The organism is Haladaptatus sp. HS23 (genome assembly GCF_056892285.1).
This window is the reverse complement of the sequence record NZ_JBXGLH010000008.1, coordinates 114,909-135,801: the sequence shown is the minus strand read 5'-3', so window position 1 is coordinate 135,801 and position 20,893 is coordinate 114,909. Positions and strand designations below refer to the sequence as shown.

Sequence of the window (20,893 nt, the reverse complement as noted above, 5' to 3'; positions counted from 1 at the left end):
TTATCCTATTTCATTATAGGTATGGGTCATCAACGACGAACATATCTCTCAGCAATTGCAGGCGCTCTCTCGTTTGCTATTAGAGAACCCGATAATCTCCAAGAACACACAATAAACACAGACCAGTCTAAAAAACCTAGGTCAACTACACGAGATCGGCCAAATCATCCCCCTCCACAACCAATTAATCCATTCTATATCCCGACACACCCCCGATACGGTGCAGTGGGGGACGGTGAGACTGATGATAGCGAAGCTATACAGAACGCTGTTGATGATGCTAGTGAAGCGAACGCAACTGTCTACATCCCACCTGGATCATACTACCTTCAGAGGGGTATTGATGTAACAGATGGAAATGTTGCGCTTGAAGGTCCTGCCACACTCGGTGCGGAATTGATAGCCGGGGCTGAGATGAATCAGTCGATAATAGATGGTTTGGATAGTAGTGGAGAATCTACAGAAGCATCGAATGTCTCAATTAGGAATCTCGTACTTAATGGAAAAGGTGGGTGGATAAACCATTCATATAGGCCGGCACACAAAGCAATCCGGACGAAGAAAGGGAAGAATTGGACCATTTCGAATTGCTACATACATGACTCAAGAGCAACCGGCGTTGGGTTAGACAGTGTGTATAATGACAAATATATAAATAATGTCCTTGAACGTTGCGGAACTTCTGGAGAGACAACTGGTTCAAACGGTTTGGGGATCGGTGTCGGTGAGGTAAAGGGGCGTTGTCCAACCTATGCCTTTGGGAATACAATCATTGACACAAGCCAGCATGCTATAATCCTTGAACAGACGGGAGGACACGTTGACACGAAAGATGCGATCTTTATTGGAAACATTATCAACGGTGCTCGTGGCGGTATTGTTGGTGAGCTCGCTGATCGAATTACATGTATCGGGAATACCACGACAAATACCCGTGAGTATGGTATATACTTTGGACCATTAGATTCCTCGAAGGGATGTCGGTTTGTAACCGTCATGGGGAATGTCGTTCGGTATCACGGACGGGGAAAATATAAACAACCATATGGCCTTTTAGTTTCTGAGAGTACGGATTATGCTTGGGCTCTTGGGAATATTATTGCTGAATCTGGTGTAAGAGTCAATGCAGCACTAAGTATGATGAATTCGACTGGTCGAGAAGCGGCTGGCATTGGAAACAAACCGACTCGAAGGGAGTGGAACCCGCACTTCAGAGGTGGATTTGTTGAGAACACCTCTGACGGCACGCTATGGCATCTCCGATCCGATGGTGTGTTTAAAAATGTGTATTAATATCTCTTCGGAATTCTGAAATCTGTTTTCACACACGTTTATTGACTTCTTCTGGTGCTGGTGATTTTAGCGCCCGAAAATAATCCTCATGCGCTCCTTCGGAGAGTGGCAACACAATCATCTCAAAAATTAACAATGGTGTCTACTCGTCTAACGAGATGTTATCAAGTGACCGCTTCAGATTCTTCTCATCATCCTGAGCGTCACTGACCTCACTGTTAGATCCGTTCTCCACGGATGCTGTTGGTGCGGACATACTCTTCACCTGAGATTCTTCTTCTACATCTTGATTTGTGGCCGATCTGTCCAACACTTCTCGTTCAATGTGCTCTTCGAGCGATTCGAGTTCGTCCGGACCGGGCTCGTAGTACTGCAATCCTTCGGACTTCTCGTGTGGTCCGACGAGGATGTCGAACGTATCGCTATCTGCCACTTCTCCGTCGTCGAATACTAGCTCTGGGATGTGTGGCAGCTTCACTCGTGACCAGTTGTTCTTGAATTCCTCTTCCGAGTCGTATTGATACTCTTCTCCATTAGTCCAGACGTTGTGGATCCCTTCGCTCTTGTAGTAGACGGCCTCGAAATCATCGCGACCTCGGTTATCGAAGTCTTCGATGGAATCAAACTTGAGATACGGCCCCTTTCCAGACTCCCAGAGGATAATTTCCCCGTTCATTTCGACCCACGTCAGATCTGCGTTTGAATCGGGATGGACCACAAAGACGTGCTCATTCTCCTCATTGGTCTCTGGCAGATTCCCACCTGAGTAGAATGCACGATCGGGGTCGATCTCTTTGGGAGACATCTCTGCAGTGCATGGCGGGCTCTGCAGGATGTTGTTGATCCGACGTGCGTTCTTCGTTGCATCACCATCTGGACCCTCTCCAACAACGAAGAAAACGTGAGCATTGTTGTTCACCGCCTTAGCCCAGTTCTTACACGGGCCCTTGGGCTTCGTTTTCCCTTCTGCTTCTACCTCCACTCGCATCCGGGGTTTACACTTGGAGAGATACGCTGCTTTGGGGTACTTCTCTTTGAGTTCCTCTTCCCGTTCTATCGCTTCTTCTGTTGTATCCCCACCAAGCGGAAGTGGTGTGTGCCCAACTGCGTCCGGGAGTTGGTCTCCGTCTTGGGTCGGCGCACGCATGTCGACATTGAACAGCACCAGCTCGTTGATCGTTTGCGAGATCAACATACGGTGTTCGAATCCGCCACCACTGCCACCGCTGCCAGTCTCTTTGAGCGTTTCCTTCCCGTCGGGCGTGATCTTGAGCGCCCGAGGATCGCCCCCGACGTCTTCGAGGTTCTCCCGCACCACCTGCCGCTCAATGATATTCGAGATCTCGGATTGTGAACCTCCTATCATTCCCTCAAGTCGTTCTTCCACATCCTCCGCTGGTGCTACGCCGTCGCGTTTCTCCATCGCGTAGACGATCCCAAGGACCGTCCCGACCGTGGCGTCGGACAGTATCTTCTCGTCGGCGTCAGTATCTCCGTCGACGATCTCATTATACTCTCCGTACTTGATCCCTTGTTCGATCTCATCGTCCGTTGGTAGCTTCGCACCGTGCTCCTTGAGGTTCTCACGGACGACTGCTTTAGCTTCTTCTTCCGTCCGAAGGTCAGGGTATGGTGCGAACGTGAATAGGCGAAGCGGGTCAGAATATCGAGACCCGTCCTTGAGTGGGACTTTCGCCCAGATCATGTAGTCGTCAAGCGACGTGAGGTCTTCAACGTCGAACCCTTCGAACTTCTTCATCATCGGACGGGCTTCGTCTGCGTCCGGAATCCGGAACGTCATCGGTGTCGTGACGTTGTTCTTCACCGCGGTCTCGACGGGGTCATCTAGCTGATCAGGGTACTGATTGGCGATCGTGACGCCCATCTTCATCGATCGTGCACGTGCCAACATGTCTTGGACGTCAAGGTTCTCCGAGAACACTGTGTCTGCTTCGTCGAAGATCGAGAAGAACGGTTCGCGATCACCGTCGGAGTTGCGATGCTGAACTGATGTCCAGATCGGTTTCTCCGTCCCCAGCGTAATCATCTTCTTGATGTCATCGTTTGCAACGGGCGTGCGCACGATAATGATCTTATCTTCGTCGACTGCTTTTTGGAAGTCGACCGTGCTCTCTCGCCGGGCGATGATCTTGCGGATGATCGCGTTCTCCACCCACGATTTCACGCGGGTGATGAGCGGTCGGACTTCGTCATCTTTCATCTCGGCAATCTCGTTTAGGAACTCCTTGACGAACGGATCGTCAACTTCCTCAGCGAAGTTCTCTCGACGGTCCTGGTTCAGCAGGATGAAGTAGAAATCGATAACGGTGAAGTACTCTTCGGGGTCGTCCATCTCTGCGTTTGCACGCATCATTCCCCGTGCCATCGATTCCAGGATAGCATTCATTCGCTGGCCCCAGTAGTCGCCGTTGTCGAAGATAGCGATGAGATTCTCGAGACGGTCCTCGATCTCACGCTCTAACTCGATTTCGCTGTCACAGTCTGGGATCTCCAGCAGGTTGAACTGGACGCAGTTCTCGAATTCGTCGCCACCCGGTTCAATCCAGATAACGTCCTCCAGCCGGTGCTTCGGAAGTTTCTTCAGGAGTTCCTCGCTGTCTTCGGACTTCGGATCGAAGTAGACGAATCCATACCCTGCGTACGCCATCTGAATCATGCAGTTCAGGAGAAGCGTCGTCTTCCCGGCACCCGAAATACCACACGCCCACAAGTGCTGGAAGAGTTTTTCAAACTTGACTGCTGCTTCCTGGAACCCGTCTTGCGTACTGACGTTGTACCCGATTGAGAGTGGCGCTTCGGGGTTCTCAAACCCGTTCTCCATGTGCTCTCGAATCTTTGGGCCTGCAACCGGCCCGCTCTCCGTTTCGGTTTTCACTTCTACACCGCCTTGTCGAATGCTTCCCGTGGCGGTGAATTGGTACTCATCTCCCGAGATCGAGTGTGTGTGATACGTCTTCTTCTCTGTCTCGTCGTCTTCGGTCTGTTCTGATTCGGATGTCTCTGCTTGCGTGTCTTCACGCGAAAGAAATTTCTTGAACATTGTATGGGATAGTGGGTGAATTATTCGAGACTGCCGACCGAATCAGCAGGCACGTCGTTTCCTTTCTTCGAGAGCCGCCAGTCGATCTGCGGCGTGTTGATTTCGTCGTTCGGGATGTGAGCAATCCCGGCGAGTTCATCCACGGAGAGGATCATCCGACGGTCTTCGAACGTCCGCTTTTGCATCTTCTCCAGATGCTGACGAACGTTGCTCTCCCCCGTAATTGGGGTATCGGCAAATCCTTGTTCGGTGACTGAATTATACCAACGGCTAAACATCGATGCCACACCACGTGCTCGTGCCTCTGCTTCTTGTGGATCCGGTGAGGCGGCAAGGATCCGCAAATTAACGTGGAATGCCTGTTTCCCCCGTTGTAGTTCTACGATTTTTGCTTGGGCGCGATCTTTCTCACTTGCTGGACGGTCTCGGGGGTTCCACCACCCGACGACATCATCTTGTTGTAGCATTTCAGCAACGTCTGCGACAGTGGTCTTCTTCTCACTCCGACTCTGACCACACCCGCCCTCTGCCCAGTCTTTTCGTGCGGGCATGAACACTACTTGCACAACAACCGTGCTCTCACTCGTCGACAACATCTCCGAGGTAACCTTCCCGTAGGGATCGCGCTCGAAGTCCTCACTCTTGTTCTCTTCATGGCGATCCTTGAACCGGATCGGGTAGTAGTAGTGCTTCTGAAGGTCGAGATTGACTCCGACAACATTATCGTCAGACTTGATCTCTGGGAAGGAATCACCACCATTCATCCTGCTCACTTGCGTGTTCGCATAGCTGTTTGCTACACGCCGTGCAAATGAATCAGCGGACGACTGATCTGCCGCATGCATATAGAACTTGATTTTCCCGTTGTGGAACCAGAGCTCGTAGGAGTGATGATCACTCACATTTTGCTTCCGACGGAGCAGTCCCTGTCGCTCCATCTGAATGTCATGCAATGATTGCATGAGGGCCGCCCCGTCGAGGATCCCTTGGTTGTCCTTGTACGGGACAATCCGCAGCATCTCACCAGGGGCCTCCTCAACTCTCTGCGTGTATTCTCCGATCTGTGTCGCTTGGTAGTCCTTTGCCGATGTGTTCGCCTTGTTGTTGGTCCCCAACAAATCCGAATTGATGCCAAACATTATGCCCACCCTCCGTTCCAATTGCTCTCGAGATACTCTTCCAGTTCTCCGTCTTCCTCCGAGTCGTAGGTGAGTAGGAGGTGTTCGAAGGGACTCGCTCGATTGCGAATCTTGAACCATCCCTCCTTTTCGGTGAATTTCATAAGCGACTCGGAGTAGTCGTAGTCTTCATTCTCACCACGAACTGCTTTACGTCGAACGAATTCTGCCTGCTTAGTGTTCAGATCGAAACTCTGGGCAGATTCTGGTGCGAGGTCGCTCAGCGGGAAGATCTCCGTGGTATTCACTTGTCCTCTGATGGCGTCCTTGTATTCCTTCATCGTTTTATCCTCTGCCTCGACGAAGTCACCTGGTCGGTGGCTAGCCATCCAGAGGCCAGCTTTGTGGTGTCGCCAGTGACGAGACGCCTGCTGGAGCCACGCCAGCATATCCTTCGAATCGAAGAGGTAGTGTGCCTCGTCGATCATAAAGATCGTCTCATCAGGTGCACGCTTAACCGCCTGGTAGACCCAACCCAGGAGGAGCTGCAAGATCGTGCTCATATCGGCGGCACCACCTAAGCCCTGAATCTGTTCGAGGTCGATGTAGTTTGTTTCTCCCGGAACTATCTTCGCTTCAGACTTCCCAGTGAACGCGTCATATTCACCACCTTCAGTGAATCCGTTCAACTTACGAAGGAGTGGCCCGGCGTTGTCTCGAACCTCTTTCTTCTCGAGAGACGTCGTGACGTACTTATCTGGGTTGTCACCCATGTCCTCCACCATCTCACGGAAATCAACCATCGTCGGGCTGTTCTCTGGTTTGTGAGTTTCTGGACGGTTCGGCTTGACACCCGCCTCGATGTACGTGTTCCTGAGCGCGTCTTTCACGAGTGGAGCGAATCGGGCAACTTGTGCGTCATCTGCGTCCGATCCGAGAATCCCCAGGATGTAGTTTTTCGCTTCGGTGAACTTCATCCCCCATGGGTCGATTTTTGAGTCACTTCGAAGTACTTCTTCTGGCGTCTCTTCGATATGAAGAGGGTTGATTGTTTGAGACCCATCGACCATGATGTGGTTGCCATCAGTGATGTCGATCGCCTCCTTGAAGCCACCCATCGTGTCCATGTAAATCACGGTTCGGTCATTCTCCAACAGATTCCAGCGAAGCGTGTCGTAGAGGATCTTATACGTCTTCCCAGATCCGGAATCGCCAAGGATGAGTTTATGACCAGGTCCTGGCGAGAAAGCATTCGTCACGGCGATACTGCTATTCTGCGTGTTCAGTCCCTGTTCGACCCCGTCATCCTGATCTATGTACGCAGACCCTGGTGGGAAGGTTGCGGCGATAGCACCGCTAAGCATGAGCTGAGAGCGCTGTTTCCAGGTCGCACCTTCAAACCGATCCGTGCCGGCAGGCGAACAAGATTCAAAGAGCTGTTTTTGTCGCAGCTCTGTATCCTGAAGGTCCTTAACGACGAGATTTGCTGGAGATTCTTCAAGAACATTCCGGAGTTCGTCTTCGGCTTCATCCAGTGCCCGCTGCATTGCGATGTCCAGCGTCATCTTCGACGGGTCGGCAAGTCCCTCTTCGACGCGTTCTTCAGCAACGTCGAGTGCTTGGCGCTTCCCAACTCGGAGAGTAACGTACCCCGACATACTCCATGGTTGGGTCTTTGTCTGGTGGAGGAGTTTGAACATCTTGACGTACGGATCCATGTCTTCCTCGACTAGGATTGCGTCAATGTCGTTCTCATCTTTCCGCTCGTCGACATCTGCGTCCATTTTCCCAATCTCCTTTTTGATGACCTCTCTGACAACTTTTTTATCGCGTGCCTGCGCACGGAGATGAACATCAATATCGAGATTGCGTTTCGTATACAGTCGCTGGAGGAATTGTTCGGTTGGTTCCGATGGCCAGCCGGCAATCCAGAAGGTCTTACAGTACTGATTTCCAACCTCCAGATATCCTTTGTGTGCGTCGAACCGTGCCGGAGAGAGTGCTTTTTGAATCCGATTCGATTGGATGGCAATTTCCTCAGCACCAGTCTCTTCGTCGTCTCCGAGCGGATTCAACAAGCCTTCTCGCACGTTCGCAAAGAAGGACGCGTGAGTAGCATCAACACCATCCTCATGAGTGTCACTGGGGTTATTGACACCGTCAGTTCGTGACGCTACTGTTTCGGTAGTGGTTTCTTCCGTCGTTGCACCACCATCTGCAGCCATTTCAACGTCCGATACCTCAGCGACTGCTGTCCGCTTTGTCGCGGAATCATCCTGTTCAACAGCTTCAGGTCGATGTGGCTGTTCACGGTTTTCTTGGGTCAGTTCAGATTCATCGGGCCAAACACTCATGTTCACGGTCTCCGTGACTTCGGATTCATCGAATGAGTGGTCAGTTCCTGCCCAATAGCGCGAGAGAAGCAGTGCTACTTCTGCTGGGCTACATCGACGCCCATCGACACCCTCGACACGCGTAAAGGAACTACCGATCCGCTGGATGCGGTCTTCAAGCTTCTTTTTCATTCGTGAGCGGCGCGCGTCAGATTGGTCCTCGTCATCGCCGAACAACATCGCACGAATACCCGAATCACTCGAATAGTCAGGGAGTGAAACTTCGTCAGGCCGGACCTGGACGACTACGTAGTGTTTCCATTCACGAAGACCCATCTTGGGGATCCGATCTTGGTACCAGTGGTGAATGTCGCTAAGCAGAGTCCGAACGGTTCGCCATTTTCTCCCTGAATAGTGGTCAGCGAAGCGGGCCTCCAGGTACTTGTCCGTGATCTTGTCGGGATCATATTCGACCGAGGTACTGTAGAAACTGAAGGAAAAGTCTCGGACGTGCTCGTCAAGAGCAGTTCGAAGCCGACCGACCATCTTCCGTGAGTCATCGGTCGACTGCATCGTGGTATTCCGCCCATCGATACGCGCAATAGCAACGAGCCTACCATCTGTGGTTTCAATCGTCCCATCCGCGTAAATCCGTTCAATACCATGCACGGCTTGCATTTGGCCTGGCGAGAGTGGCATCTCCCGCTGACTCAGAGTACTGTGGGCAGAGGTAAGGACTCGATCGATCCCAGATGAGTGCTTACCGGATTTATGCGCCATACGAGCGCTTGCACCCGCAACTGTTGCACCAGCACCCATCATACCAAGGCCGATGGATCCGGCACCTAACATCGCTGCACCGAGGCCGCCGACTGCAACTCCTGCACCAGGAATCGCATACATCATATCCGATGCTTTGATTCCTTTCCATTTCATCCCCGAATCGACTTTCGGGGGTGCTATCTGTGTCGGATCTCGTGGGTTCTGTGGTTCTTTTTTGCTCATAGTGGTGGTTTTGTTGACGGATAGCAGCACATCGATTATCGATGCACACCGCGTCTATCCGAGAGGTACCCGTTCCAGCCTTGCACCGGAATGGCGGCGTAAACCGACGGGTACGATGATTGGGCAGCCAATTCAGTCGCCGTAGTCCGAGAGGATGTCCTGTTTCCGTTCGTAGTCGATCTTGTCCTGATCTGCTTCCCAGTTGTCGTCCTCCCATTCGCTGGTATCGAAGGCACTGTCTCCGAGATCCACTGACGACTCCGACCGACCGAAATTCATCGAATCGGAGGAGGACTGGCTTTCAGATGAACTTGCGCTCACATTGAAGCTGCTTCCTGGGCTTGGTGAGAACTTCTCTGCTGCATTCACACCTTGGCTGTAATCTGGCTCGTCACGCGAATCACGGTACGATTCATACTGATTGTGGAGTTGGGTTCCCACGCGGTCGCGTGCTTTTTCTGCATATTGACCAGCTTGCCGTTCTGCTGAATCCATCCCTAACGAGAACGATGCTGCATCGTTTGCGTGACGGAGCATCGAACGAGGGAAGATTAGCAGTGCAAATCCCAGTCCAGCGGTAACCAGTGCTAGTGTTTCGAGCACGGTCAGTGCGTCACCACCCCAGTTGAGCTGGGACAGCAAGTACAACACGAGGGCCTGGAAAACCTTGGTGACGATCACAACACCGAGTGTGTAGATGAACGTATCACCGATGGATTTTCCAAATCCATTCGTTGTTCGCGCGGCCCATCCTATCGGCCAGAGTGCAAACCCGAAGTAGATCAGCACGTTCTCCATCCAGAGTACAAGGAATCCTCCGGCGATGACTGCGGACTGTGTGACCGCGAGGATCGCTCCAAATGAAAGGCCAACACCGAGTTTTGCGAAGTTCCCCGGACTCTTCAGGAAATACGCACCATCGGGCGCTAACGAGAGCGAGGCTCCATTTGCGGCGTGAAGTGCTGCTGGAACAACAACGAATGTGGAAATGATCCAAAACATTGCCATCCCACTGCGTTTCCACTTCTCTCGCCGCTTGTATGGGTCCGAATGACGGAATGCTAGTCCAATACCCATCCCGGTGATTGTGAGTCCAATACCGATTGTGGCCTTCGTAGCATCAATGATCCCTGGCCATTGACCATTCGACGGATTCATCCACGTCTGGGGTTTGCCTGGCTCTCCAGGTGCGGGTACGTGACTGATCGAATGGTGAATCGCGTCAATTGCACCCTCTGACAGTCCGTATGCCAACTTTGCAATCGATTTGATGAATCCTTTAGCCCAATCACCTGGATCAAGCGAGGGCCCCATACTTCCGATGTTTGGCAGTAGACCACCGCCACCCTTGTTGTCTTCACTGGAGTTTGCAGTCGAGTTGTTCTGTAACCCTATCCAATGGTGCTGCGATGAATTGTTGCCAGTCGGTGGAGTTTCCTGCGCCTGGACTGCGCCAGCCCCGGCTGCTACAATCACTAAGACCAGCACCAGTGCGAAGGCGCTGCTCAACAGCGAAATACGCATATCTCGTTGTGAATTGACCGGGGAAATATTCATGGATGTCCTCTGGTTTAGATGATGTTTGCGAAGTCGACACACGAGATCGTGCTGAGGCCGATCTGGTCCATGAAGACTGCAATTCCGGGGAAAACCAGCACTCCAGCCATTGACAAGACTCCGCTCTTTGCTTTTTGACGACCTTCCTTCTGCTTAACCGGGTTCCCCAGGTTCTTGAACGCCATCACGAGCTCGAAGGCTCCGAAGATGAACAATCCCATCGCAATCAGGCCCGCACCGAACGTAGCTGCCTGACCGAAACCGGTACCGCACATCGCATTGCTTGCCTCGTTCATCGCCTGCGCGGCTGCAGTACCGCCCTGCAGACACACACCGATAAGCGACAAGCAGATCATCTGGAGTGCGGTCGATGGGACTCGCTCGATCTGTGCATCTACCTTCTCGCGTGCGCTATCAACAACCTTCTTGGGTTTACGTGCTGCTCCGCGGATTCTGGTCGTGGTGGTTCGATTGCTCGATTCACTGCCAATTGGTGCTTTCCGTTCCATGCTACGATTCGTAGAATGGTTCTTTCCATAAAATATGTTTCGGTGTTTAGGACGAACCATATAATAAATCGTACTACGGATCGTAGTACAACGCTTCCTAAGCACCACAATGCTGATTAAGGGGAAAATCCGTAATCTAAAGTAGCACGCTCATGAGCACCTACTTACCAATGGATCTGACCGACGTCGACAAAGCAATCATCGCCGAACTCCGAAAAGGAGATCGAACCCAAGGTTCTCTTGTAGACTTCACAGAATATCCACGATACAAGGTTCATGAACGTTTGAGTCTCCTTTCCGCGGCAAGCTATATCGAAAAAGTCCACGAACCAACTGCTCTCTATACTTTAGTGAATGATCCAGACCACGAAGATACCGAGACAAATAGCTAGAAAATCCCGAAATATTAAATATCTAGAGATAATACAGTAGAGTGAAGATATCCATGCAAAACTTCCAGAATCAACCCAACGTCACGTCGCAAGGACCGAAGAGCATGCTTAGCCGACACTTCGCAATCGTCATCGGATTCGTGAAGTTCATCATCGGTAGCTTGCTCATCCAACTATCCATGCTCCTCGTCACAGGAGCGTTCATCAAGTACATCCTTCAGGTGCCCTACGCCGAAGCGGGCATGGCCGGGATTGGTGGCCTCTTCATTGGCTTCTACCTCGTCCGGCTCTACTGGGCACATATCTTCCCCGTCCAATACTAACGGGATGTGACTCAGGTTCTGGAAGTGGTTCGTCCTCTTTTCTTCGTGTTCTCAATTCCATAGATACAATTGTACCTCGGTCAGGCTGGCGTCTATCCGACACCACATTGACTCACCGAGAAATCGGCGGCCCTTCACCAAATAGGCGCCACTGTGGCGTCACAATGAAACCATTGTTAGTGGTGGCACTATGGTGTCTGTGTGACGTCAACAAAAAGAGCCTCTCCGTTATAGTGACGCCAATATGGCGTCACGTAACTCGCTTGCCGTTGATGAAGATGTTATTCAGCTTCCCGCCGCCATTTCGGATAAGCTGATTCATCCCTCCATTCCATCCCTTTGTCTGAATCGTCATGTCCGAGACAGACACACTCCCTGTCTCTGGTGAGATAACTAGTGCTGACGTCGGTCGCCCGTATATCGTGATGTCGATGTTCTTGATGACTGCTTTATCGATATTGTGGAGGACCGTGATCGACCTTCCAGTAGGTTTCTTCTGAATGATCCGCGTGTTCTTGAGCGTACATTCTCCGTCATCAAGACGGATAGGGCGTTGCTCATAGTACATCTTGTTGAACTGCTTATCCGTGACTACAATGCAGTTATCGATCACAGAGTTAACGCCCCCGATCCTGATATTCGACGCCTGTGAATTGGCCGCGATGCACTGAACAACTTCAACAGTCCCAACCCCTTTCCCAGGTTTTCCTCCGGTAACGTAGAGACCATTATCGGGCCACCCTCCACAGAGCATCCGTTGTATACGGAGCTTCCCGTCCGCACGTGGGTGCATTGTAATCCCAGAGGTTGCCCAACTTCGCCCTGCATATGGTCCTCCATCGTACGTGTCTCGCGTGTTGATCGTATATTGGTAACTCCGTCCACCATACCGCATATCGACGTTCTTAACGAGCGCTTTTGCATCGGGCGTATAGGGGTCAATCCGCAATGGCCCCTGACACCCCAGCGAGTGAATCCCCACACACCGCAGATTTTTGATCTCCGATGATCCTGCAGTGTGATGATTGAGAATCTGCATCCCCTCATTCTCTCCTCTCCAATCAAGGGTGAAGCCACCAAAGAGGAACTTTCCTTGATGAGGGTTGTCTGGGATTCCTATCTTGAATAGCTGTGCAGCACCCTCAAACTCTCCTTCGTGAACGTCGAATCCCTTGATAGCGTCCACCCGGCCGTGTTTGAGCGTCGCACCCATCCCGATGATACCGACATCACGGTTCCCTACCCGACGCATCCCACTGTTCATCTTGTAGGTTCCCGGTGGGAAGTAGATGAGCGTATCATCAGCGAAAACCCTCTTTATGATTGGAGTAACGTCTTCCTTGCCAGTGTTGTCTGCTCCAGCATCCCTAACGATATCCACAAAGTTCCCGAATGATTCCTTGTAGGGCTCTGGCTCGATCGAGTGGAACGCCCCGGATTTTAACTCTTGCCGCGAGCTGTTTGGGCCGGTCGATGGGATCGGAACCGACCCACCTCCACTGGCTCCACATCCTGCAATGGTCGATGCAACTGCCGCACTTGCCGCGCCAATGAATTGGCGACGTGATACTGAATCTGGGTTCATCTATCTTCAATCTCTGTTGGTCTCTGCTCGACACTCCACTATGCTATGGATCTGGTAAGTATTCTTCGTTTTTACGTATTTCTGTAACGACGACGCGGAAATCATCCAACGTACTTTCCACTGATTGTAGGCGCGAGTCGAGGTCAGATAGCTGCTCTTGAACCGAGCTAATCTCCTCCGATTGTTGGCCCAATTTGTCCCGCATCAGGCCCCGAGTTTCATCGACAGAATCATCGATATCTTCGACCAAATCTTCGGCCCGGTCGACCCGTTGATGAAGGCTCTCAAAATCCTCTTTTGAGAACCCGACATCGTCGATCATGTTACCCTCAAAGAGATCCTCGCCCTCCTCGGTGAGCTCGAAGATCCGTGTTGGTGGGCCACCCTCTTGCAGCTGTCTCCGCTCTGCAATCTTAACTAGTGGCTGAATGCCAAGACGATCTGGAGGGTCCATTAGTTGATCTATATGATTGTGGAAACTTCCGATGGACACCCCACTGTAATCACGGATGTCCTTGGGCTTGACCATATTATCCGATCCCTGATAGAAGCGAAGGCACTCAAGCATGGGACGCCGCCATCCACTGAGCCATACCTCAACATCTTCCCGTTGGTCTTCACTGAGCTCCATAGAATACCAATGAATTGCCCCACATAAAAATATGTGCATAAATATAGGGGCCAAGACCGCCCCGACTACTAATGTTCCCCAACAAACCCAGAACTAAGCGAGAAGGGGAACACCAGACCTGCTCTAGAAAACGAGCAGCCCCCTGTGCAAAAGCACAGACTGACCAAACAATACAGATCCAGCGAGAAGAGCAGCCCCATTATCACGAAACAGACACAAAGTCACCAGAGAGAACACAACGCGCAGCCCACAATAGCGGGACACAGAAACAAAATAAAACTGAGAATAACTCACGAGGACTGCCCAGTGTCTCCCAAGGGAGCCCCAACGAGTAACAACGGAACTCCGGTGTGTGGAGAACAAACCTCACCGTGCAGGAGGAAGAGAACGAGGGAGAGACATACAGCCCAGCACCCTGCACAACTGCTGGGCTGAACCACCATCTGCCAGGGGCAGATGCTGGACCAAATAGTGTGGAGATAGACAACCAAAAGACACCAATTCAGAGCGGCAAACCGAGCACCCACAATACTGGGAGACTAGAGCTCACAACAGACACCCAAACAAGGCAGGACCACCGAGGAAAATAACGGTGGCTCCCAAGGAGATCACCACGACAGAAACACAGTGGACACCCCCAGAAGAAACAGCAGATTGGGCTGCGGACCATGCCATAGCAGAACGGTAAACAACTTGAGAAGAGAGGGAGAGATCCCTCCAAGATACAGCAGGGGGAGAGTCAGCTATGACCCAGCAACTGGAGAGTCAGCCAGAGCGCGATAGGAGGAGAGTCACATGTGCGCGAGTAGCCTGAGAGTCAGGCCTGCAATAGCAGACCGAGAGTAAGATGAGCGATAGCGTATGGGTGAGAGTCAACCCTCTACTAGGAGACCGAGAGTCAATTCCAGAGGACGTCGAGTACTCTCCACTGTAGAGCACAGTGGGACGTGAGTCCAGACAAGCTCTCCGAGTTACCACTATGGTGTGCTGATTCTGGTTTACCCAGTGTGTGACTGCATTGTGGGGTGTCAGGCATGCAGGTACTGACCGACTGTCCCCGAGTGTCTCTCACTGTTGTGAGAATGGCTGTCCTGTATCAGGATGGCTCTCCGTTACCGAGTGGGCTTCTTTTCTCTGGAGTTTCTCTGGAGCGCTGTGTGCGTCTTGTGACGATGTTTCTCAACGGGGGACTCTCTGCTTTGGCGTGAGTATTGATCTCTCTGTGTAGCGCGTAGGCTGCTTTTCTGTTTCTCTCTCCGAGTGGGCTGCTGACTGTGCTACAGCAGGGTGGCTATTCAGCGTGCTATTGCCTGTGGGGGTTGCATTGTCTCTTTGCTTTGTGGGCTGCTCCGTGTGTGTCTGCATTTCTGTCTGGGAGATAGGCGGTTTGCTGTTGCAGTCGGGCCGCCAGCGAGGACAGTCGGTCGACGGTCGGGTGAGCTGGTGGTGTCGTACTGACGGTAGTGTGGTGTCTCTCCCGTGGAGTAGGTTGTTGTAGTCGGTCATAGGTGGTGGTGTCGGAGTGGTGCCGCCCTGACACCATCGTATATGGGGCTGCTTTCGTGCACTGGCGGCAGTGTGGTGCCGGTGTGACGTCGTTCTGTAATGTGCTGCATTCGGACTTGAACGTAGGATGTTTTATTATGGATCAGTAATTCAATCTAATTGATGAAATGCGTGTCGCACCCAGATGCGGAATCAGTAACAAAATGTGATGGATGTGGCGGCCCGATTTGTCGAGAGTGTGCGTTACCTCTTGATACGGGAACCCACTGTGTAGACTGTCAGGCAGGGTTGGAACTATCGTCAATGTCTATCGAAGAGCGGTATGAGTATGCTCGAAGCCGAGATCAGGATCCTCTCGACAGTCATGATGCGAACGATGTCACCCATCCTACGGTCACGAACATGGAGATGGTATCGTCTGATCAGGGCAGGACTGCGCCGCTAGATGATGGTTTGGATGGGTTAGTAGAGGCATTGACTTCGACGAGCCGACATGGCTGGTTTCCGATTCTGGCGCTTGTATCTGGATTCCTCCCGTGGGTCCAGTTTAACATTGGGATCGCTTCTGGCTCGTTCTCATTGATACAGGTCAGCGATGGCTGGATCTTCATGGTCCTTGCACTCGCTGCCCTTGGGACCTGGGCGAAGGCTAGCGAGAAGTGGCTTACTCGATCATGGTTGGCCCTTGGTGCGCTCATGACGCTGCTGTCGGTCGCGTATGGTTCTCAAGTCAGTGGTACGGGTGTATCCTGGGGAATTGGCCTGATCCTGGGTGCTGTGTGCTCGATTGGGATCACCTACTTTGGATATCGGATGTGGCGTCCGAGCGACGCGGCGAAGGAACTCTCGAAAGAATCCAGCAAGTCGTTGTGAGCTTGACGCCATTATGGCGTCATACTGTTGCAGTTTGACTTCATAATGGTGCCATTTTGAGTGCATATTCTGATTATCTTAACAGTGGTTATTCCATAACAGTCAACAAATTACACATCTACTGTTGTAATGTGTTCTCCTTGTTTTCGGATGGTACAAGCTCTCTACTCTACGAATCGCAGGAAGATCTATGCTACAAATCTAAGTAAGAACTTTATAGACTCAGGTAATATTCAGATATGTCTAACAATGGATCAACGGGATGAGTCAGAATCTGACGGCTATTCGCGCCGGCAACTGGTTGCAACAGGAGGGGCACTGGTCGCGAGCGCTTTAGCAGGATGTAATGCGTTCGGGAAGGGCAACGAGGGACCTATCAAGGAGACGTCGGTGGGTCAATCGGGGATCGTAGTGAAACTCAAGTCTTCGGCAGCTCCAGAAGAAGTGAATCTGATTGGCCCGGATGGGAACGCAGTACGTCGTCAGAAAATCACGGGTGGGCAAACAAAGGTCCAATTCCCTCTCTCGACGAACGGTGTCTACTCGAATCCACTGGCACCTGGAGAGTACAAGGTGGTCGCCATCAACGAAGGGGAAATTGCCCAGCGGGAAACCATTGATCTCACACGTTCGTTCAAGGTCACTAAACTCTCGGTGATCGAGGAGGACCCCGAGGGAGACAATATGGGCGACGAGCCACCGTTCGGCTCTGACCTGATGGTGGAGATCAAGAATACCGGGAACCTCCCGGTCAAGATCGCGTTTGTTGGCCTTACTGCAGGCGTCCCGACCCCGGCAAACGCTCCGGATAGTCCTGATGCGATCATGTGGGGACAGCAGTACTCGAGGCTGAAGGCACCTTCTTCGGCGTCTACTGAGCGACGCAAATGGATAGGACCATCCGTTGCTGGCCAGTTCCGAACCGAGAATCGACCGTTCTACACCCACAAGTCGGGGTCGAAGCCAGAGTGGGAGACGGTGAAGGAGACACGATGTACCGGGAAAGTGCGCACGGCGACCCTGGAGATCCTGACTGCAGACAACGTCCGCCGGAAATACTCGGTGGATGTGAAGTATGGTGGGAAGCCGACCCAACGACAAATCATGTATGCTGACTGGGGCTGCACAGGGCTCTCTGTCGAGAACTACTCCCAGAAGTAGCAGACGCCAGGAAGAGGGTGGTTTGACACCTGAGTGGTGTCGGCATGGTGCCTTTCTGAAGTGAACCACATTCGGTATATTTATAATATCTGGCAGTGATTTCCAGACAAGAATGATTGACTCAGAGTGGGCAAATCCGGACCAAGAGTCGATGTTAGACTGTCTCGTCGATTGCTGTTCGGTAACGTCACGAGACGAACCCCATCGGTTGTCGCATATGCAGAGACAACACGGGTGGTCCAAGGTGGAGTACTATCGTGAACTTCTGAAAATAGTTCCTGACGATGAGACAGAGTGGATACAGATGCAGTTAGACAGCGCAATCGATGACAAGAAGGACGAGGAATTACCGGAACACAAAATCCGAATGTATGAGCAATTAGAGTCTCGGAAGTCAGACTGACGTCTTTCTGCAATCACATTGGTGGTGTATTGGTGACAGAGTGACGTCTGTGTGGAGTCGTTATCTGTGGTAAACAGACACCTTTTTAACCATGCTTAACTAAGCATGGGTGAGGACGTAGAACCAATGCAACGACGAAAGTTCCTTAGAACCACGGGTATCGGAATCGCAACTGGCGTCTCTGGAGTTATTGCGGGATGTACCGGGAGTGGCGATAGCAGCGGACCACCACCACGGAAGTCGAAAGTCTTCGACAAGATCAAAGCTCGAGGAAACACGATTACGGTTGTCTTTGAGGATAACCCTGAGGTAGAATCGCGTGCAGATGTCAATACAAACAGAAACAATGACCGAACGGGGAGTTTCCTTTCCGATTTGAGTCCTGTTGGATCTGCTCGTGCCGGCAAAGGCGGCGGTGGACGTGGGAGTGGTGTCGGCGGATTCGCTGCTGGGAGTGGCGGCTCTCACCCGACTGGCCGCAACGGACGGAGTAAGTGGCATGGTGGTGTGTATGGAGTGTGGTACAATGATCACGACGACGAAGTAGACGAGTACCAGTGTAAGATCCGTGAATGTGGTATTGGTCGTATTGGGCCGGTGTCAAAGAAGGATGAAAATCTCCCAGGAGCGGGACCGATCCCGTGGGACAAATCTGGGACTCCCGGTTCAAACTTCACGTATCAGGCGTCCCAGACGGGGTGGTATCGTGTGGGTGCAGATCTTGTCTCCAAACGTGGGTCGACGAGATTCGGTTGGGAAGCGGTCGATTTCCAGCTCAAGAAGGCGAAGAAAGGCGGCTACATGATCAAGAACCAGTGGAAGATCTCCCCGAGGCTCTGAGGACGACACATGTCTGGGCTACGATCGAAACGGACGACACTCTACGTGCTCACCTTCCTGGTGGCCTTCTGTAGCTTCGCGTATGAGCTCGTCTATTCGGAGTTGCTGACTGTCATTTACGGAGGGACAGTGGTCCGGTATGCGATTACAATCGGACTGTACTTCTCTGCACTCGGACTAGGATCTCGATTAGCACGCTATCTCGACACTGAGTCGTGGAAGAACTTCTTCCGAATGGAACTCTACTTGGCGTTCAGTGCGCCGGCAGGGTTCCTCTACATCATCCTGCTCAACTCAGTCTCGTTGACCAGCATGGTACCACCTGAGCCGTGGGCAACCATCTCGGCCCATGTTCCGATTGTGGTCGTAGGATTCCTGTCGGGTCTAGAACTGCCGTTCCTTACGGCGATGATTGAGTCACTGGATGATTCGGATACGTCCACGATCAGTCTCGCACGCGTGAGGGATGTTGTTGGTAACGCGAACCAGCGGGTGCTGGGTTCGATGTTTGCCATCTCCGAGCCACGTGAGTCCGATGAAAGTTTCTCGAGCGTTCTCACGCTCGATTATATCGGCGGGCTTGTCGGGTCGGTTGGCTACGCACTGGTACTGTATCCCCGGTTAGGACTAATCCCGACGATTTTCGCGTTGTCCATCCTCAATGCGATTGTAGCACTGGTCTTCTGGGCACAGTTTGCCCGGTCGCCAGACGAACCAATCGTCAGTAAGAGCCGAAATATCACGTTCGGCAAGCCGAGCCGAGTGCTTGTCGCTGCGTGTGTGCTGTTGACTGCAGGGTATGCAGGAGCACTTGCGTACCACAGCTCGGTCAACAGTGAGTTGACGAAGGCGTATCTGGGCTCACAAATAGAACAGGAGTATCCCTCCGGGAATATGGATGTCGCAATCACTGACTATCAAAACACCAAGTACCAGGACATCGTGATGTACAATCGGACGTGGGAGGGCAAGAAGAGCAACTGGTATGGACCAAACCAAACTGAGCGCTGTCTCCGGTTAGACAGGGCGATCCAGATGTGCGATAGCTGGGCAGATAGCTATCACAACGGGTTGGTCGACGTCCCGATGTCGATGTATTCCAACAACTCCACGGAGGATATGGATGTCCTTCTGGTGGGAGGTGGCGACTGGGTTGCCATCAACCATCTCCGACAGTACAACGTCTCGGTGGATCAGCTTGACATCGATGGTGAATTCATGCAGTACACGAAGAATCGATCGTTCTTCGAGGATCACCATAACAACTCCTACGAGTATGATAAGCTGAACACGACGAAAGCGGACGCCTACACGTACCTTCGCACGCACGAGAAGAAGTACGACATGATCCTACTGGATATTCCGGGACTCCGTGACGATAAGCTGCTGAAACTCTACTCGAAAGAGTTCTACACAATGCTTAGTCGGAGTCTAGATCAGGACGGCGTGGTGGTTACCTGGAAATACTCCCGGTATGCCGCACCGGAACACCATGAGATATTCACGAATACGCTTCGTGCCGGTGGGTTCACCCATTACTTCCCGTACGCGTCTCATGACGACCTCGATCACGACGGCGACGAAGAGCGAGTGGAACGGTTCTACATGCTCTCGAAAGGCGCCCAACCAGAGCTCCCGGTCGAAGGTGATGGTGTGCATCCCTATGTCGAGAACCACAGTCAACAGTATGGCAATCGGACGTGGCACCAGCTGCCGACGTACCGCGGTGTCGATGTGAATAGCATCTTCAACCCGAATTATGACGTCATCGTCCACTATGGGGAGGACTAATCATGAGTGAATACACGCATGAGCGCCTGCAGTTTGCCATGAGCGATTCACCAATCTCCATCGATGGACTCACCGTCTACGAGTCTCTGGAGACAGAATTCGTGGGGGCGACCTTCGAATTCGATATCATCGGGAGCTCTCATTCGATTAGTTCGCCCGAACTGGACTACTTCGAGGTATCCTCGTGCAAGGAGATCGACGCCGACGAAGTGTCATCGATAACCCTCACGTCTGACCTCTCGCTCAATCAGTCCTACAAGGGATCGGAGTTGAGTAGTGAGACGTGGTTGAAGACCATGCCTCTGAGTGCATACCCACGGACAGTCGACTTCGACGTCCATTATCGGTTCGACGAGGATGCATTCACATCGATAGCACTCTATGACGATTCGTACGAGACGTGGCATACGTACCCGGAGTTTGACCGAGCGTTGCTCACGCGAACGCGAATCGTTCGTCACGAACCACCAGTACAGTGCGTCAACAAACGCAAACAGCGACTCAAACACTAA

At 52.1% G+C, this 20,893-nt stretch carries 14 protein-coding genes; 7 read left to right on the top strand and 7 right to left on the bottom strand.

The window, feature by feature from the left end; translation table 11 throughout:
• The first annotated feature begins 21 nt into the window (after nucleotides 1-21).
• Complete coding sequence (locus tag AC1XDK_RS20510; protein ID WP_483351835.1) at nucleotides 22-1,293, top strand: glycosyl hydrolase family 28-related protein; 1,272 nt, start codon at nucleotides 22-24, stop codon at nucleotides 1,291-1,293.
• Nucleotides 1,294-1,435: 142 nt separating this feature from the next.
• On the opposite strand, the gene AC1XDK_RS20505 is transcribed toward AC1XDK_RS20510, so the two are convergent.
• The 5 genes from AC1XDK_RS20505 to AC1XDK_RS20485 all read right to left on the bottom strand — a co-directional run bounded on the left by AC1XDK_RS20505 (nucleotide 1,436) and on the right by AC1XDK_RS20485 (nucleotide 10,876).
• Complete coding sequence (locus tag AC1XDK_RS20505; RefSeq protein WP_483351834.1) at nucleotides 1,436-4,354, bottom strand: type IV secretory system conjugative DNA transfer family protein; 2,919 nt, start codon at nucleotides 4,352-4,354, stop codon at nucleotides 1,436-1,438.
• A gap of 20 nt (nucleotides 4,355-4,374) precedes the next feature.
• A complete protein-coding gene (locus AC1XDK_RS20500; protein ID WP_483351833.1) occupies nucleotides 4,375-5,493 on the bottom strand; it encodes a DUF8128 domain-containing protein in 1,119 nt (372 codons plus the stop codon).
• Nucleotides 5,493-8,810: a VirB4 family type IV secretion system protein gene (locus AC1XDK_RS20495; protein ID WP_483351832.1), complete on the bottom strand. Its 3,318-nt coding sequence runs from the start codon at nucleotides 8,808-8,810 to the stop codon at nucleotides 5,493-5,495. Before AC1XDK_RS20495 ends, AC1XDK_RS20500 begins: the two co-directional genes overlap by 1 nt.
• 132 nt (nucleotides 8,811-8,942) lie before the next feature.
• Nucleotides 8,943-10,334 (bottom strand): TrbL/VirB6 family protein, encoded by a 1,392-nt coding sequence (locus tag AC1XDK_RS20490; RefSeq protein ID WP_483351831.1) that lies wholly within the window; start codon nucleotides 10,332-10,334, stop codon nucleotides 8,943-8,945.
• 47 nt (nucleotides 10,335-10,381) lie between these two features.
• Nucleotides 10,382-10,876 (bottom strand): hypothetical protein, encoded by a 495-nt coding sequence (locus AC1XDK_RS20485; protein WP_483351830.1) that lies wholly within the window; start codon nucleotides 10,874-10,876, stop codon nucleotides 10,382-10,384.
• 496 nt (nucleotides 10,877-11,372) lie between these two features.
• Here AC1XDK_RS20485 and AC1XDK_RS20480 point away from each other — a divergent pair, with 496 nt between their 5' ends.
• Nucleotides 11,373-11,591, top strand: a complete 219-nt coding sequence (locus AC1XDK_RS20480) for a hypothetical protein (RefSeq protein ID WP_483351829.1) — start codon at nucleotides 11,373-11,375, stop codon at nucleotides 11,589-11,591.
• A gap of 250 nt (nucleotides 11,592-11,841) precedes the next feature.
• Here the strand turns inward: AC1XDK_RS20480 and AC1XDK_RS20475 are convergent, their stop codons facing one another.
• Both AC1XDK_RS20475 and AC1XDK_RS20470 read right to left on the bottom strand, forming a co-directional pair.
• Complete coding sequence (locus tag AC1XDK_RS20475) at nucleotides 11,842-13,176, bottom strand: glycosyl hydrolase family 28-related protein (protein WP_483351828.1); 1,335 nt, start codon at nucleotides 13,174-13,176, stop codon at nucleotides 11,842-11,844.
• A gap of 43 nt (nucleotides 13,177-13,219) precedes the next feature.
• On the bottom strand, nucleotides 13,220-13,807 hold the full coding sequence (locus tag AC1XDK_RS20470; protein WP_483351827.1) for a hypothetical protein: 588 nt from the start codon (nucleotides 13,805-13,807) through the stop codon (nucleotides 13,220-13,222).
• Between the two features lie 1,809 nt (nucleotides 13,808-15,616).
• Here AC1XDK_RS20470 and AC1XDK_RS20465 point away from each other — a divergent pair.
• The 5 genes from AC1XDK_RS20465 (at nucleotide 15,617) to AC1XDK_RS20445 (ending at nucleotide 20,893) form a co-directional block, all read left to right on the top strand.
• Nucleotides 15,617-16,186 (top strand): hypothetical protein, encoded by a 570-nt coding sequence (locus tag AC1XDK_RS20465; protein WP_483351826.1) that lies wholly within the window; start codon nucleotides 15,617-15,619, stop codon nucleotides 16,184-16,186.
• A gap of 249 nt (nucleotides 16,187-16,435) precedes the next feature.
• Nucleotides 16,436-17,347 (top strand): hypothetical protein, encoded by a 912-nt coding sequence (locus tag AC1XDK_RS20460; RefSeq protein WP_483351825.1) that lies wholly within the window; start codon nucleotides 16,436-16,438, stop codon nucleotides 17,345-17,347.
• Between the two features lie 529 nt (nucleotides 17,348-17,876).
• On the top strand, nucleotides 17,877-18,590 hold the full coding sequence (locus tag AC1XDK_RS20455; RefSeq protein ID WP_483351824.1) for a hypothetical protein: 714 nt from the start codon (nucleotides 17,877-17,879) through the stop codon (nucleotides 18,588-18,590).
• Nucleotides 18,591-18,599: 9 nt separating this feature from the next.
• The gene (locus tag AC1XDK_RS20450) at nucleotides 18,600-20,381 is read left to right on the top strand and encodes a spermidine synthase (protein ID WP_483351823.1); all 1,782 of its coding nucleotides are present in this window, start codon (nucleotides 18,600-18,602) and stop codon (nucleotides 20,379-20,381) included.
• Between the two features lie 2 nt (nucleotides 20,382-20,383).
• Nucleotides 20,384-20,893, top strand: coding sequence for a hypothetical protein (locus AC1XDK_RS20445; RefSeq protein ID WP_483351822.1), 510 nt, complete (start codon nucleotides 20,384-20,386; stop codon nucleotides 20,891-20,893).

Coding starts and splice junctions, on each gene's coding strand:
- AC1XDK_RS20510 (WP_483351835.1), top strand. CDS start 22: ATGGGTCATCAACGACGAACATATCTCTCAGCAATTGCAGGCGCTCTC.
- AC1XDK_RS20505 (WP_483351834.1), bottom strand. CDS start 4,354: ATGTTCAAGAAATTTCTTTCGCGTGAAGACACGCAAGCAGAGACATCC.
- AC1XDK_RS20500 (WP_483351833.1), bottom strand. CDS start 5,493: ATGTTTGGCATCAATTCGGATTTGTTGGGGACCAACAACAAGGCGAAC.
- AC1XDK_RS20495 (WP_483351832.1), bottom strand. CDS start 8,810: ATGAGCAAAAAAGAACCACAGAACCCACGAGATCCGACACAGATAGCA.
- AC1XDK_RS20490 (WP_483351831.1), bottom strand. CDS start 10,334: ATGCGTATTTCGCTGTTGAGCAGCGCCTTCGCACTGGTGCTGGTCTTA.
- AC1XDK_RS20485 (WP_483351830.1), bottom strand. CDS start 10,876: ATGGAACGGAAAGCACCAATTGGCAGTGAATCGAGCAATCGAACCACC.
- AC1XDK_RS20480 (WP_483351829.1), top strand. CDS start 11,373: ATGCTTAGCCGACACTTCGCAATCGTCATCGGATTCGTGAAGTTCATC.
- AC1XDK_RS20475 (WP_483351828.1), bottom strand. CDS start 13,176: ATGAACCCAGATTCAGTATCACGTCGCCAATTCATTGGCGCGGCAAGT.
- AC1XDK_RS20470 (WP_483351827.1), bottom strand. CDS start 13,807: ATGGAGCTCAGTGAAGACCAACGGGAAGATGTTGAGGTATGGCTCAGT.
- AC1XDK_RS20465 (WP_483351826.1), top strand. CDS start 15,617: ATGTCTATCGAAGAGCGGTATGAGTATGCTCGAAGCCGAGATCAGGAT.
- AC1XDK_RS20460 (WP_483351825.1), top strand. CDS start 16,436: ATGGATCAACGGGATGAGTCAGAATCTGACGGCTATTCGCGCCGGCAA.
- AC1XDK_RS20455 (WP_483351824.1), top strand. CDS start 17,877: ATGCAACGACGAAAGTTCCTTAGAACCACGGGTATCGGAATCGCAACT.
- AC1XDK_RS20450 (WP_483351823.1), top strand. CDS start 18,600: ATGTCTGGGCTACGATCGAAACGGACGACACTCTACGTGCTCACCTTC.
- AC1XDK_RS20445 (WP_483351822.1), top strand. CDS start 20,384: ATGAGTGAATACACGCATGAGCGCCTGCAGTTTGCCATGAGCGATTCA.